Origin of the sequence: Bradyrhizobium sp. 186, from assembly GCF_023101685.1 — a bacterium.
GTDB lineage: Bacteria > Pseudomonadota > Alphaproteobacteria > Rhizobiales > Xanthobacteraceae > Bradyrhizobium.
The window spans coordinates 7,759,636-7,773,394 of record NZ_CP082164.1; the positions used below are offsets into that span (position 1 = coordinate 7,759,636).

Genomic DNA, 13,759 nt, shown 5'->3' on the forward strand with positions numbered 1-13,759 from the left:
GCAAACGTCCCCGTCAAAGAGGTCACCTTCTAGCTCGCCTTTCTCCGGCGGATGCTTGACGGCGAGCGGCCATAAAGCTCGCGGAAGGTGGCGTTGAATCGGCGCACACTGCCGAAGCCGGCCTGATAGGCAATCTGGGTCAACGCCTCGTCCGTCTCATCGAGCAGACGCTTTGCCCGCTGCACACGTCGGGTTTTCGCGACCTGCTGTGGGCTCGCCCCAACGTGTTGCTCGAATAGGCGCGCGAGGTGGCGAACACTGATTCCGAGCCGGCCGGCAAGCGCATCCACGGAACCGCGGTCCAGCGCGCCGCGATCGATCAGTTTCAAGGCGCGTGCGACGGTCGACCGGGTGCCGTTCCAGGCCGGGCAGAACGGCGCCGTCTCGGGACGGCAGCGGAGGCAAGGTCGGTACCCCGCGGCTTCGGCCGCGGCTGCGGTCGAGTAATACGTCACGTTCCGCGTCAATGGATGCTTCACCGGGCACACCGGACGACAATAGATTCGCGTGGTTTTGACCGCCGTGAAGAAGCGGCCGTCGTACCGGGGGTCGCGCCGCAATCGCGCGGCGTTGCAGCTTTCGAAGGTCAGCATGACTCGATTTTAGCGCACGGTGCCGCTCGCGAAAGGGGCCCTGGATGATCAGGTCCGATTCCGGCCAGCGATGTCGTGGCAGTCGTCTTACAGAGGATCCGAACGGTTCGACGAACATTCGGAGACGACAACATGAGCGGCCCCACAGCCAAAGAGGTGGTCATGACCGCCTGGAAGACCTTTGCGACGCGCGACGCCGACCTGATCGCACAATTGTTTACGTCGACTGCGGAATGGATCGCGCCCGCCGGCAATGCCACGGCGGTCGCTCTCAAGCACACCGATCACATGATCGGGGCCGACCAGATCGCCCGCTTCGTCGCTACGGAAATGCATCAACTGTTTTCGAACATCGAGATCTCGTTCCGCGGCATCTACGCCGACGGAGACACGGTGATCGTCGAGGAGCGGATGCGGGCGACGCTTCCCGGAAACACGCCGTACGACAATGATTATTGTTTCGTGTTCGTCGTGTCGGGAGACCGCATCCAGCAAGTCCGTGAATACATGGACACCCGACGAGGATGGCAGATGGTTTTCGAGCCGACCCCGGCGTGACGCGCGCACCCTAGCTCAACGTTCCTGCATGCACCCACCAGCCGGGGTGATCCCTGCGGATCTTTTCGGCGGCGGCATGCGTCTCGGCGGGCGCACCGAAGATCGCAAAGCACGTCGCGCCGGAGCCGGACATGCGGGCGAGCTTGACGCCGGCGGAATCGCGTAGCGCTTTGAGCACATCGCCGATCACAGGCTCGATGCGCATGGCGGGGGCTTCGAGGTCGTTGGCGACGGTTTCGAGAACATCGACCCAGTCGGCAATCGACGCGCCCTCTTCCGGCCAGGCCGGGGCGTCGAGGACGGAGGTGGCGCCGACCAGGAGCTCGCCATTGCGCAGGCCCAGCGCCTGGAACACGTCCTTGGTCGCGACCGGCACGCGCGGATTGACCATGACGCAGGGCATGCTCGGCAACGCGAGCGGCAGCAATTGCTCGCCGACGCCGGTCATGTCGCAGGCGCGCGAGGCCAGGCACACCGGCACGTCGGCGCCGGTCGCGAGCGCGACCTTTTGCAAGCGGGGATCATCGAGCGCCAAATTGTTGAGACGCGCTAGCAGCCGCAGCGCCGCGGCTGCATCGGCAGAGCCGCCGCCGATGCCGGCAGCGACGGGCAACACCTTGTCGAGCGCGAAGGCACCGAGCTTCAGGTTCGGCACGGCCTCGGCCAAAAGCTTGGCCGCCTTGAAGACGAGATTGTCCGCGGTATCGCCGCATGCGGCAGCCAGCGGTCCCGTGGTGTTGAGTTTGAGCTCGCCGCCCGGCTCCAAGGTGAGCCGATCGGCGCAATCGGCGAACGCGACCACGCTTTCGAGATCATGATAGCCGTCGGCGCGACGGCCGACGACGCGAAGGCTCAAATTGACCTTCGCCCGTCCTTCTTCAACCAACGCCGGCATTGGCGACACGCCCCCAGAACTTGCTCAGATCAGCCGCCCTTGCCGTCATCCTTTTTCTTCTCAGCCTGCGCCGCCGAAGAGTTCGAATTGTCGTCCGTCATGCCGTTCGCGATCTTGGCCTCGATCTTCGGCAGTTCGTCCGGCTCGGGCTTGAGATCGCGGGCGTGGGCCCACTGGAACTTGGCTTCCAGCGTGCGGCCGACGCGCCAATAGGCGTCCCCAAGGTGATCGTTGATAGTGGGATCCTCGGGCTTGAGGTCGATCGCGCGCTCGAGGTTCTTCACCGCCTCCTCGTAATTGCCGATGCGATAATGGGCCCAGCCTAGGGAGTCGACGATGTAGCCGTCGTCGGGGCGCTGCTCGACGGCCCGCTTGATCATCTTCATGCCTTCGTCGAGGTTCACGCCCTGGTCGATCCAGGAATAGCCGAGATAGTTGAGGACATGCGGCTGGTCGGGCTGGAGCTCGAGCGCCTTCTTCATGTCGGCTTCGGCCTTGCCCCACTGCTTGGAGCGCTCCTCGCAGATACCGCGATAATAGTACCAGACGCTGTTGGCCTTGTCGTTGCCGGCCGACAGCACGTCGATGCCTTGCGAATAGGTCGCGCCGCAGTCGCCGAACTTCTTGCGGCCGCGCTCGAGATTGCCGAGCGCCATGATGGCTTCGAGGTCCTTGGATTCCTCGCTCACCACGCCCTTGAGGATCTTGATCGCCTCCTCGGTACGGTCGGCGGAGTCGAGATCGACGGCGAGCTGGATCTGCGCATTGCGCTTGAGCGGCGAGGATGACGGCACGCGCTCATAGACCTTGATGGCCATCTGCGGCCGCTTCACCGATTCATAGAGATCGGCGAGCGAGAGCAGCGCCAGTGGATGGGTGGGCTGGAGATAGAGCGCGAGTTGGAGATAGACCAGCGCGAGGTCCTCGCCGCCGCGGCGAGTCAGCGTGGCGCCGATGCCGTACAGAGCTTCGGCCGCACCGGCTTGCGCGGAATCGGCCAGCGGCGGCATCTTCTTGCCGGCCTTGGTCTCGCGCAGGCCTTCCACGATCAGCGGATGGCGGGCGAGCTTCTTGTCGAAGGCCTGGTAGACGGTGGTCGCGGCGGCGGAATCCTTGTTGCGCGACAGCCAGCGCGCATAGGCCTCGGTGACGCGCAGCATGGAATCGTCGAGCTTGTAGGCGCGTTCGAAGCGGGTGCCCGCATCCTTCTCCTTGCCGGCAAGCTCGAGGATCATGCCGGCATGAAGATCCTTGAACAGCGGATACCATTCGGGACCGGCGAGCTTGTCGATCGTGGCAACCGCGCCCTTGGAATCACCGGCGCCATAGGCAGCCCAGCCCGACAGCAGCGTGGCGACGAGATCGGTGATCGGTCCGCGGATCGACTGGTTGATGTTGGTCTGCGCGGTCGCGTATTTCTTGAACTTGAGATCGTGCACGCCGACGACGAGACGGGCGACGCGGTTGGTCTTGTCGATGGTGAGAATGCGCTCGGCGAGCTTGACCGCTTCGTCGATGTCGCCGTCGGCGACCGAGGAGATGAAGGCGCGGTCAAGCAGCTCGTTGTTCTTGGGATCGGTGCGGAGCGCCGAGCGGTAGAAGGCGGCGGCGGATGCCGCGTCGCGCTCGACGCTGGCGTGGCGGGCGGCGAGATAGCTGCCGGCGGTGGTGAGCGACTTCAGATCGGTTCGAGTCGGAAACTGCGCCGCCGTGTCGGCCGGGTGATCCGGCGTCTGCGCCAGGACCGCGCCGGGGACCGTCGCGATCGCTGTGCCCATGAGGGCGATGGCGGCAACAGTCCAGCGGTTGAAACGATTTGAGAACATCAGGGCTCGCCTTGAGTTGGTAGTGCCTGGGCTTCGAGCAAAAAGGCCGTCTCGCATGCGAACGCGGCCGGTGGCATCGGGACCCGGAACCGACAGGCCGGACAATGCCGCTTTTGGCGCTTCACCGCAAGGATTCGGGCCGGGCGATCCCGCCCGCACGCCCCAAATCGCCAAGTGTGCCCCAAGACACTCCTAGTATGGCCTTATCGTGGCCGCGACAGCCGTCCACGGCCCGGCCCTCACGCGAACGTGCGTCACATTGCCTTGGTTCAATTGTCTTAGCTTAATTGCCTTGGCTTAATTGCCTTGGCTCACATGGCCTCGTAGTTGGGGCCGCCGCCGCCCTCTGGAGGAACCCAGGTGATATTGCCGTTGGGGTCCTTCACGTCGCAGGTTTTGCAGTGGACGCAGTTCTGGGCGTTGATTTGGAAACGCGGGCTCGCGCCCTCCTCCACCCACTCGTAGACGCCGGCCGGGCAATAACGATTCGAGGGACCTGCGAAGACGTCGTGCTCGGACGTCTTCTGGAGATTCATGTCGATCACCTTGAGATGGACCGGCTGGTCCTCCTCATGATTGGTGTTGGACAGGAACACTGACGACAGCTTGTCGAAGGAGATCTTGCCGTCCGGCTTTGGATAGCTCTTCGGCGTGTGGCTCTTGGCCGGATCGAGCGTCGCGCGGTCGGGCTTTGCGTGCGACTGGGTGCCGAACAGCGAGCCACCGAACAGCGTGTTGCACCACATGTCGAAGCCGCCGAGCGCGACGCCGATCACGGTGCCGAACTTCGACCACAGCGGCTTGACGTTACGAACCAGGAACAGGTCCTTGCCGACCGACGACGAGCGCCAGGCGTTCTCATAGTCGACGATCTCGTCATTGGCGCGATCGGCAGCGATGGCGGCCGCGACATGCTCGGCGGCGAGCATGCCGGTGCCCATCGCATTGTGCACGCCCTTGATGCGGGGGACGTTGACGAAGCCGGCCGCGCAGCCGATCAGCGCGCCGCCGGGGAAGCTGAGCTTCGGCACCGACTGGTAGCCGCCTTCGGTGATGGCGCGCGCGCCATAGGCAAGACGCTTGGCGCCTTCGAAGGTGCCGCGGATCGAGGGATGGGTCTTGAACCGCTGGAACTCGTCGAACGGCGACAGATACGGATCGTTGTAGTTGAGATGCACGACGAAGCCGACGGCGACGAGATTGTCGTCGTAATGGTAGAGGAACGAGCCGCCGCCGGTCTTCAGGTCGAGCGGCCAGCCGAAGGAATGCTGGATCATGCCCTTCTGATGCTTGGCGGGATCGATCTGCCAGACTTCCTTGAGGCCGATGCCGAATTTCGACGGCTCGCGGTTTGAGTCGAGCGCGAACTTCGCGATGAGCTGTTTGGTCAGACTGCCGCGGGCGCCTTCGGCGAACAGCGTGTACTTGCCGAGCAATTCCATGCCGCGGGTAAAGGAGTCCTTCGGCTTGCCGTCCCTGCCGATGCCCATGTCGCCGGTGGCGATGCCCTTCACCGCGCCCTGCTCGTCATAGAGCACCTCGGCGGCGGCAAAGCCCGGATAGATCTCGACGCCGAGCGCTTCGGCCTTACGCGCCAGCCAGCGGCAGACATTGCCGAGCGAACCGATATAGCAGTTATGGTTGTTCATCAGCGGCGGCATGATGAAGTTCGGCAGTTTGATCGCGCCGGCGCCCGTCATCCAGTAGAAGCGGTCGTCCTTCACCTGCGTCTTCAGCGGGCAGTCGGAATCCTCGCGCCAGTCCGGGATCAATCTGTCGAGCCCGGCCGGATCGATCACGGCGCCGGAGAGAATATGCGCGCCGACCTCGGAGCCCTTCTCCACCACGACGACATTGAGATCGGCGTTGAGCTGCTTCAGCCGGATCGCGGCCGCCAGGCCCGAGGGGCCGGCGCCGACGATGACGACGTCGAATTCCATGGATTCGCGCGGGGGAAGTTCTTCGGTGCTCATCTGATCTCAGCCCTTGAGACGGTTCCTCGGTCGTTTGCGTCCTCTTGTTTCCGATTTTTCCGGGTAGGACAACCTCGGAAATGCGTTCCACTGGGATGCAAGGCGGCCCAAACTGATATAAAGGTCTGACTTCCCAAATGATCCCCGAACCCGCCCCCACCGTCCGCGAGCTTCTTGCCTTCTATCTGGAGGCGGGAGTCGATTGCGCGCTTGCGGAGGAACCGATCGACCGGCTGGCCGAGGCCGGCGCCCCGCCCCCGGCCCCGCGCCCGGCGCCGCCGATCGAGGCGCCGCGGCCGGTTGCCGCGCCCGCGGTCATGCGCGGCGAGGTCGCACCCGCGCCCGACATTGCCATTGCCTCGGCCCGCGAGGCCGCGCGCACCGCCCCGACGCTGGAGGCACTGCGCGAACTGATGCAAAGCTTCGAGGGCTGCGCACTGAAACACACCGCGACGCGGCTGGTGTTCGCCGACGGCAATCCGCAGGCGCGCATCATGTTCGTGGGCGAGGCGCCGGGCCGCGACGAAGACATCGAAGGGTTGCCCTTCGTCGGACGCAGCGGAAAGCTGCTCGACCTCATGATCGGCGCGATCGGGCTTAACCGCACCACCGCCTACATCGCCAACGTGATTCCTTGGCGGCCGCCCGGCAACCGCACGCCGACGCCGCAGGAAACGCAGATCTGCCTGCCTTTCATCCAGCGCCAGATCGAGCTGGTGAATCCGGATGTGCTGGTGACGCTCGGCAATCCCTCGACGCAGACGCTGCTGTCGACGCGCGAGGGCATCATGCGCACGCGCGGACGCTGGTTCGACTACGTTAGCGGTGCGCGCACCATCCGCGCGCTGCCGACCTTCCACCCGGCCTATCTGCTGCGCTCGCCGTCGTACAAGCGGCTGGCCTGGCAGGATCTGCGGGCGATCGCGAAGGTGCTGGGGCAAAGCCCGCAGTAACCACGCACTCGCCGTCATTCCGGGGCTCGCGAAGCGAGAACCCGGAATCTATCGGGCGGCAGAGTTGGTGGAGAAATGGATTCCGGGTTCGCGGCTTTGCCGCGCCCCGGAATGACGGCCGTGGCTACGTCCCCTTCGGCCGCACGATGGCCCAGCCGATGCGCAGCAGTTGCTGGCGGCCGGTCACCAGCCATTCGAAGGCGCGCGGCACTTCCGGCACGATGCCGGGAAAGCGCTTGAGGATTTCGGGCGGCGGGGTGCCGGCGGTATCGGAGGCGCGCCAGACCACGACGCCACCGGTCTCGCTGAATCCGGCGGGCGTCATCCACGGCGTGCGCGCCGGCTCGGCATCGATGAAGAGGTGCGGCCGGCCGGAGTGCAGCGTGATCAGGCTCGCAAGCTGGGTCTCGCCGGCGACCGCGCGCAGGCGATGGTTGGTACGGCGGGCAAAGCTCTCGTCGAAGAAGTCCGAGATCCCGCGCGCCGGCATCGAGGTCGCGATTTCGCCGGTGCCCGTCCAGGGCAGCAGCAGGGTTGCCAGCACGACGCCGGCCGCCGGCGCCACGACGGCGGCGGCCCACACCATCCGTAGCATCCGCGCGCGGCGCATCGCGATGAGATCGCCGGCCGCCACGACCACGGCAAGCCCGGACATCACCAGCACGGCGCCGGCACCGCCGACGACGCCGTCGAGCCCGAACAAGCCGGAGATCAGGATCGCGCCGAGCACTGGAGCGAGCGCGAAGAAATAGACGAAGTTGCGCGCGAGCGGCTCGACCGGCGGCCGGTAGATGATCGGCGCCTCCTCGGTCTTGCCGGCAAACCAGCCGGTGTTGAGAAAGGTCAGCGCCGGCATCGCCGCCGCGCCGAGCACGAGCCCTCCGAGCAACCAGGCCGCGTTCAGGGCGCGCGCATTCAGCTCGGCGACTTGCGGCAGGGCCGGCAGGACAAGCGTCTCGGCACGCATCAGCCAGACGGCATAGGGCAGCGCCAGCACGGCGACGACCACCAGCGCATACAGCGGATCGAATGCGCGCAACGTGCGGCGACCGCCTTCGGTCGCAACCGCGAAGACGACGAGGAGCGAGAGGAGAAAGATCGCCGCGGGCGTGGTCAGCAGCAGCAAGCCGGCCTCGATCGACCAGGCGAACCAGGCATTGCCGCGGCGCTCTCCGATGATCTGCCAGGAATGCAAGAGAAGCAGCGCCCACAGCGGCCGCGCTAGCACCAGGGGACCGAAGTCGAGCGCGGGCGAGGAGAAGGCCAGCGCCGTCATGGTGAGCAGCACGGCGAGCACCGCCTGCTGGGTGCCGACCACGGCGCGGGCCAGATGATAGAGCGTGATGAAGGTCGCGATCTCGCAGAGCTCGGCCAGCACGTAGACGCCGAACATGTGGCCGCCGGCGGCGCGATAGGCGATGTCGGCGAGCCAGACCGGCAGGGGCGGGCCGAGATCGGTCCCGACCTGGTATTCGCGGCCGAAGGCGAGGAGTGTCGCAAGGCTGCCGGGCGGACTGCGGTAGAACACCAGCGCCACGAACAGCCACATCGCGGCCTGCAACAGCACGGCGATCCACACGATCAGCCGCGGCCGTGCGCGAATGAGCTCGATGACCAGGGAGGTAAACCGCATGCAACGTCCGAAAGATGCAGCCAACCCGTCCAGCCGGCCCTATTCGCTCACGAGTGTTTTGATAGAGGGCGGCACGCGTCGTGGCAACGACAGTCTACTCTAGAGGCTCGCTGAAGCATCGATTTCGACGGCCGCTTCCACCTGCACTTCGACCTCGGTGACAGCAAACAGGTCTCGTGCCGGCTCGACCGTCCATGGCATGTGCTTGGCGCGGGCGGCGACGACGGGGGCGAAGAAGGTGCGGTGGTGGACGGTGGGGCCGAGGCGGTCGAGCGCGTCGAGATGGTCCGGGACGGCGTAGCCCTTGTGCTGCTCGAAGCCGTAGCCCGGGCAGTCCTGCGCCAGCGCGCACATCAGGCGGTCGCGCGTCACCTTTGCAATGATCGAGGCCGCGGCAATCGACAGGACGATGCCGTCGCCGCCGATCACGGCCTCGCAGTCGCAAGACGTGTCGAGCCGGTCGCGGCCGTCGACGAAGACATGCCGGGGGACTTCGGGCAGCGCCACCACCGCGCGCTTCAAGGCCCATAGCGAGGCGCGCAGAATATTGTCACGGTCGATCCGCGCGCGCGAGGCGACGACGACCGAGACCTGCGCGGTCGCGCAGATCTTGTCGAACAGTCTTTCGCGCTCTTCCGCCGTCAGCCGCTTGGAATCGTCGATGCCGCGAGGAATACGGTCGGGATCGAGAATCACGGCAGCCGCCACCACGGGGCCGGCGAGCGGCCCGCGACCCGCCTCGTCGCAACCTGCGACTGGCCAGACGCCGCGCTTGATCAGCGCACGCTCGCGGCGGAAGCTCGGCGCAGCGACGGCGATAATGCCCCTCTTGGCAGCGCTCTTGCCGCTCTCAGTCTTGCCGGCTTCAGTCTTGCCGGCTTCGGCCTTGTCAGCCTCGGCATTACCAGCCGTGGCTTTCGCAGGCTCTTGAGGCGCGGCCTTCCTGGTCGGCTTGTTGGCGGACTTGTCCCGAATCATGGCCGGGATCGTGCGCAAGCGGTCCCGGTTGCGCAACCGGGAACCCCGAACAATGCCCGTTATTCAAGTTATCGCCACTTACTCCGCCAGATGCACCCGTCGGTCGTCGCCGACATCGATGCCGGGCGCGACGACGACCTCCCAGGGATGACCGTCGGGATCGGCAAAATAGCCGGAATAGCCGCCATAGTCAGTTTCGTGCGCAGCCTTCAGCAATGCCGCCCCTTTCTCGACGGCGAAGGCCAGCACTGCGTCGACCTCCTCGCGCGTCCGGCAGTTCCAGGCGAGCGTGATGCCGCGGAAGCTCGATGGCCTCGGCTTGTCAGGCAAAGTCGCGTCGGCCGCGAGCTGATCCCAGGGAAACAGCGCGAGCACCGGACCGCCGGTGTCGAAGAACGCAACCGCCTCGCCGGTCGCCTTCAGCCTGCGGGCAAAGCCGAGCGCATCGTAGAAGGCGATGCTGGCGCGGATGTCACTTACACCCAGCGTGATCACAGTCAGCCGCGGCACCGGCGCCGGTAGTTCCTTACTCACGCTACGCCCCGTTCACTTTCGCCCTCAAAACAGGCTCAGCTGCTCGCCGTTCCGCTTCGGCCTGGCAAAGTGATCCGTCGTCAGCTTCGAGCGCCGCTTGTTGAGCCCGAGCCTGTCGCAGGCGATCTCGAAGCGGCGCCCGATGGTCCAGGCCATCGGGCCCGTGCCCTTCATCCGCTCGCCCCATTTCGCGTCGTAGTCGCGCCCGCCGCGCATGTCGCGGATCAGCGTGAAGACGTGGCGGTAGCGGTCCGGATAGTTCGCCATCAGCCATTCACGGAAGAGATCGCGCACCTCGAGCGGCAGCCGCAGCAGCACGTAGGACGCTTCCTTGACGCCGGCATGGGCAGCCGCATCCAGAATGCGCTCGATCTCGGAATCGTTCAGCGCCGGGATGACGGGCGCAACCATGACCGTGGTCGGAATGCCGGCGTCGGAGAGCTGCTTCAGCGCCTCCAGCCGCTTCGGCGGCGTCGACGCCCGCGGCTCCATGGTGCGCGCCAGCTTCGGATCGAGCGAGGTGACCGAGATCCCGACCTTGGCGAGGTTGCGCTTGGCCATCCGCGAGAGAATGTCGATATCGCGGGTCACCAGCGCCGACTTGGTGACGATGCCGACGGGATGGCCGGCGCGCTCAAGCACCTCCAGAATGCCGCGCATGATTTTGCGCTCGCGCTCGATCGGCTGATAGGGATCGGTGTTGGTGCCGATCGCGATCATCCGCGGCTCGTAGCCGGGCGCGGCAAGCTCCTTCTCCAGCAGCGACGGCGCCTCGGGCTTTGCAAACAGTTTTGACTCGAAGTCGAGCCCCGGCGACAGGCCGAGATAGGCATGCGTCGGCCGCGCGAAGCAGTAGACGCAGCCGTGCTCGCAGCCCCGATAGGGATTGATCGAGCGGTCGAAGCCGATATCGGGCGACTCGTTGCGGGTGATCACCTTGCGCGAGGTGTCGACCCCGACGGTGGTCTTGAACGGCGGCAGCTCCTCCAGGCTCTGCCAGCCGTCGTCGAAGGCGACGCGCGCCTCGGCTTCAAAGCGGCCGCTGGCGTTGGACTGGGCGCCCCGCCCTCGCCTGCGCTCGCGGTCGATGGCGACCGCGAGTTCAGGGAAAGCGGAAGGCGCACCCGCCGGCTCGGAGGGCGCCGTGACCGGCGGGTGCTTGAGCGCACGAGAGGATGCTCGACTCATGAAGCCAAGATAGCACGCGAACGGAACAAATCAAGAACAAGAACGAAAAAGCGCAAAACAACCCCATGCACAGTAGAGCTGCCCAAACTTCGGGCGCGCTCTTTTGACCTCGCGCAACGCCCGTGTCCGGCGATCCCATTTGATGGCGCCGAAGGATCGATCGTCCCGGAACACGGTTGGTGACGATCGCTGGGTGAAGGTCAGCAGGAACATGACAAATCAACAACAATCCGCCGCCGCGGGCAGCGAACTCGATCTCCTCGATCGCTACTGGCGTGCCGCCAACTACCTCTCCGTCGGGCAAATCTATCTCTTAGACAATCCGCTGCTGCGCGAGCCCTTGCGGCCCGAGCACATCAAGCCGCGTCTGCTCGGCCATTGGGGCACGACGCCGGGGCTGAACTTCATCTATGCCCATCTCAACCGCGTCATCCGCACGCTGGACCTCGACATGATCTATGTCTGCGGTCCCGGCCATGGCGGCCCGGGCATGGTCGCAAACACCTATCTCGAAGGCAGCTACAGCGAGATCTATCCCGATATCGGGCGCGACGCGGACGGATTGCACAAGCTGTTCCGGCAGTTCTCCTTCCCCGGCGGGATTCCAAGCCATGCCGCGCCGGAGACGCCGGGCTCGATCCACGAAGGCAGCGAGCTCGGCTACGCCCTGGTGCATGCCTATGGCGCGGCGTTGGACAATCCCGACCTGATCGTCGCCTGTGTGGTCGGCGACGGCGAGGCCGAGACCGGCCCGCTCGCGGCCTCCTGGCACTCGAACAAGTTTTTGAACCCGGCGCATGACGGCGCGGTGCTGCCGATCCTGCATCTCAACGGCTACAAGATCGCCAACCCGACCGTGCTCGGGCGGATGCGCGATGCGGAGATCCGCGATCTCTTCCGCGGGCTTGGCCACGAGCCGCTGTTCGTCGAGGGCGACGATCCCAAGCTGATGCACCGGACCATGGCGGATGCGCTCGACGTCGCGCTGGCCAGCATCCGCTCGATCCAGCAGCACGCCCGCGACGGCCGCAAGGCGGTCGAGCGGCCACGCTGGCCGATGATCGTGCTGCGCAGCCCCAAGGGTTGGACCGGCCCCAAGGAGGTAGACGGCCTCAAGGTCGAGGGATTTTGGCGCGCCCACCAGGTGCCCGTCTCCGGTTGCCGCGAGAATCCGGCGCATCTGAAAGTGCTCGAAGACTGGATGCACAGCTACGAGCCGGAAAAGCTGTTCGATGCGAGCGGCGCGCTGGTCGGCGAGCTCCAGGCGCTAGCACCCACAGGCGAGCGCCGCATGGGCGCCAATCCGCATGCCAATGGCGGGCTGTTGAAGAAGGAGTTGAAGCTGCCGGACTTCCGCGGCTTCGCGGTCGAGGTGCCACAGCCCGGCGGTGTCGTGGGGGAAGCGACGCGCGAGCTTGGCAAATTCCTGCGCGATGTCATTCGTCTCAACGCCGACGAGCGCAATTTCCGCATCATGGGTCCGGACGAGACCGCATCAAACCGGCTCGACGCGGTGTTCGAGGCGACTGAACGGGTGTGGATGGAGGCAACCGAACCTTACGACGTCCATCTCGCGCAGGACGGCCGCGTGATGGAGGTGCTGAGCGAGCATCTCTGCCAGGGCTGGCTCGAAGGCTATCTGCTCACCGGACGGCACGGCTTCTTCTCCTGCTACGAGGCCTTCATCCACATCGTGGATTCCATGTTCAACCAGCATGCCAAATGGCTGAAGGTCACGCGGCATCTGCCGTGGCGGCGCTCGATCGCCTCGCTCAACTATCTCCTGACCTCGCATGTCTGGCGCCAGGACCATAACGGCTTCAGCCATCAGGATCCCGGCTTCGTCGATCTCGTCGCCAACAAGAAGGCCGACATCGTCCGCATCTATTTCCCGCCGGACGCCAACACACTGCTGTGGATCGCCGATCACTGCCTGCGCACCTATGACCGCATCAACGTGATCGTCGCCGGCAAGCAGCCGGCACCGCAATGGCTCTCGATGCAGGAAGCGGCCACCCATTGTGACGCCGGCATCGGCATCTGGACCTGGGCCGGCACGGAAGACCCGAAGGGCGAGCCCGACGTGGTAATGGCCTGCGCCGGCGACGTGCCGACATTGGAGACACTTGCGGCCGTCGACTTGCTGCGCAAGGCGCTGCCCGACCTGAAGATCCGCGTCGTCAACGTCGTCGACCTGATGACGCTGCAACCGAAGGAGCAGCATCCGCATGGCCTCAGCGACCGCGACTTCGACAGCCTGTTCACGCGCGACAAGCCGGTGATCTTCGCCTATCACGGCTATCCCTATCTGATCCATCGGCTGACCTATAACCGCACCAACCATGCCGGCATGCATGTGCGCGGCTTTGCCGAGGAAGGCACCACGACGACACCGTTCGACATGGTCGTGCTCAACGAGCTCGACCGCTACCATCTCGCGATCGAGGCGATCGAGCGCGTGCCTGGTCTCGCGACCAAGGCCGCGCATGTGAAGCAGCTATTCCGTGACAAGCTGATCGAGCATTCACACTATGTGCGCGAGCACGGTGAGGACATGCCCGAGATCCGCGACTGGGTCTGGCCCAACAGCGCGGGTGGCAAGACCCGGGCGGAAGCAGGCGACTGAAG

General features: G+C 65.4%; 11 protein-coding genes. 3 read left to right on the top strand and 8 right to left on the bottom strand.

What is annotated here, in order from left to right; genetic code table 11:
* Window positions 1-29 precede the first annotated feature (29 nt).
* Window positions 30-593, bottom strand: a complete 564-nt coding sequence (locus IVB18_RS37450; protein WP_247985272.1) for an Ada metal-binding domain-containing protein — start codon at window positions 591-593, stop codon at window positions 30-32.
* A gap of 132 nt (window positions 594-725) precedes the next feature.
* Here IVB18_RS37450 and IVB18_RS37455 point away from each other — a divergent pair, with 132 nt between their 5' ends.
* Entirely contained in the window at window positions 726-1,151 is a 426-nt protein-coding gene (locus IVB18_RS37455) for a nuclear transport factor 2 family protein (RefSeq protein WP_247985273.1), read from the top strand.
* Window positions 1,152-1,161: 10 nt separating this feature from the next.
* On the opposite strand, the gene IVB18_RS37460 is transcribed toward IVB18_RS37455, so the two are convergent.
* The 3 genes from IVB18_RS37460 to IVB18_RS37470 form a co-directional block, all read right to left on the bottom strand.
* Window positions 1,162-2,046 (bottom strand): 4-(cytidine 5'-diphospho)-2-C-methyl-D-erythritol kinase, encoded by an 885-nt coding sequence (locus tag IVB18_RS37460; protein WP_247985274.1) that lies wholly within the window; start codon window positions 2,044-2,046, stop codon window positions 1,162-1,164.
* A gap of 29 nt (window positions 2,047-2,075) precedes the next feature.
* Window positions 2,076-3,872 carry a tetratricopeptide repeat protein gene (locus IVB18_RS37465; protein WP_247985275.1) on the bottom strand — a complete coding sequence of 599 codons (1,797 nt, stop codon included), beginning with the start codon at window positions 3,870-3,872 and terminating at the stop codon, window positions 2,076-2,078.
* 311 nt (window positions 3,873-4,183) lie between these two features.
* Window positions 4,184-5,845, bottom strand: coding sequence for an electron transfer flavoprotein-ubiquinone oxidoreductase (locus IVB18_RS37470; protein ID WP_247985276.1), 1,662 nt, complete (start codon window positions 5,843-5,845; stop codon window positions 4,184-4,186).
* A 137-nt stretch (window positions 5,846-5,982) separates the two neighbouring features.
* Between IVB18_RS37470 and IVB18_RS37475 the strand changes: the two genes are divergently transcribed.
* Window positions 5,983-6,798 carry a uracil-DNA glycosylase gene (locus tag IVB18_RS37475; protein WP_247985277.1) on the top strand — a complete coding sequence of 272 codons (816 nt, stop codon included), beginning with the start codon at window positions 5,983-5,985 and terminating at the stop codon, window positions 6,796-6,798.
* Window positions 6,799-6,922: 124 nt separating this feature from the next.
* Here IVB18_RS37475 and IVB18_RS37480 read toward each other — a convergent pair whose 3' ends face one another.
* The 4 genes from IVB18_RS37480 to IVB18_RS37495 form a co-directional block, all read right to left on the bottom strand.
* Window positions 6,923-8,431, bottom strand: a complete 1,509-nt coding sequence (locus tag IVB18_RS37480) for a glycosyltransferase family 39 protein (protein ID WP_247985278.1) — start codon at window positions 8,429-8,431, stop codon at window positions 6,923-6,925.
* A 99-nt stretch (window positions 8,432-8,530) separates the two neighbouring features.
* Window positions 8,531-9,409: a ribonuclease HII gene (locus IVB18_RS37485; RefSeq protein WP_247985279.1), complete on the bottom strand. Its 879-nt coding sequence runs from the start codon at window positions 9,407-9,409 to the stop codon at window positions 8,531-8,533.
* Between the two features lie 78 nt (window positions 9,410-9,487).
* On the bottom strand, window positions 9,488-9,943 hold the full coding sequence (locus IVB18_RS37490; RefSeq protein WP_247985280.1) for a VOC family protein: 456 nt from the start codon (window positions 9,941-9,943) through the stop codon (window positions 9,488-9,490).
* A gap of 24 nt (window positions 9,944-9,967) precedes the next feature.
* Complete coding sequence (locus tag IVB18_RS37495; protein ID WP_247985281.1) at window positions 9,968-11,131, bottom strand: PA0069 family radical SAM protein; 1,164 nt, start codon at window positions 11,129-11,131, stop codon at window positions 9,968-9,970.
* A gap of 211 nt (window positions 11,132-11,342) precedes the next feature.
* On the opposite strand from IVB18_RS37495, the gene IVB18_RS37500 reads away from it, so the two are divergent.
* Window positions 11,343-13,757 carry a phosphoketolase family protein gene (locus IVB18_RS37500; RefSeq protein WP_247985282.1) on the top strand — a complete coding sequence of 805 codons (2,415 nt, stop codon included), beginning with the start codon at window positions 11,343-11,345 and terminating at the stop codon, window positions 13,755-13,757.
* The last annotated feature ends 2 nt before the right edge of the window (window positions 13,758-13,759 follow it).

Bases quoted from the DNA above. Each gene is read 5' to 3' on its own strand.
- IVB18_RS37450 (WP_247985272.1), bottom strand. From the start codon at position 593: ATGCTGACCTTCGAAAGCTGCAACGCCGCGCGATTGCGGCGCGACCCC.
- IVB18_RS37455 (WP_247985273.1), top strand. From the start codon at position 726: ATGAGCGGCCCCACAGCCAAAGAGGTGGTCATGACCGCCTGGAAGACC.
- IVB18_RS37480 (WP_247985278.1), bottom strand. From the start codon at position 8,431: ATGCGGTTTACCTCCCTGGTCATCGAGCTCATTCGCGCACGGCCGCGG.
- IVB18_RS37465 (WP_247985275.1), bottom strand. From the start codon at position 3,872: ATGTTCTCAAATCGTTTCAACCGCTGGACTGTTGCCGCCATCGCCCTC.
- IVB18_RS37500 (WP_247985282.1), top strand. From the start codon at position 11,343: ATGACAAATCAACAACAATCCGCCGCCGCGGGCAGCGAACTCGATCTC.
- IVB18_RS37475 (WP_247985277.1), top strand. From the start codon at position 5,983: ATGATCCCCGAACCCGCCCCCACCGTCCGCGAGCTTCTTGCCTTCTAT.
- IVB18_RS37485 (WP_247985279.1), bottom strand. From the start codon at position 9,409: ATGATTCGGGACAAGTCCGCCAACAAGCCGACCAGGAAGGCCGCGCCT.
- IVB18_RS37460 (WP_247985274.1), bottom strand. From the start codon at position 2,046: ATGCCGGCGTTGGTTGAAGAAGGACGGGCGAAGGTCAATTTGAGCCTT.
- IVB18_RS37495 (WP_247985281.1), bottom strand. From the start codon at position 11,131: ATGAGTCGAGCATCCTCTCGTGCGCTCAAGCACCCGCCGGTCACGGCG.
- IVB18_RS37470 (WP_247985276.1), bottom strand. From the start codon at position 5,845: ATGAGCACCGAAGAACTTCCCCCGCGCGAATCCATGGAATTCGACGTC.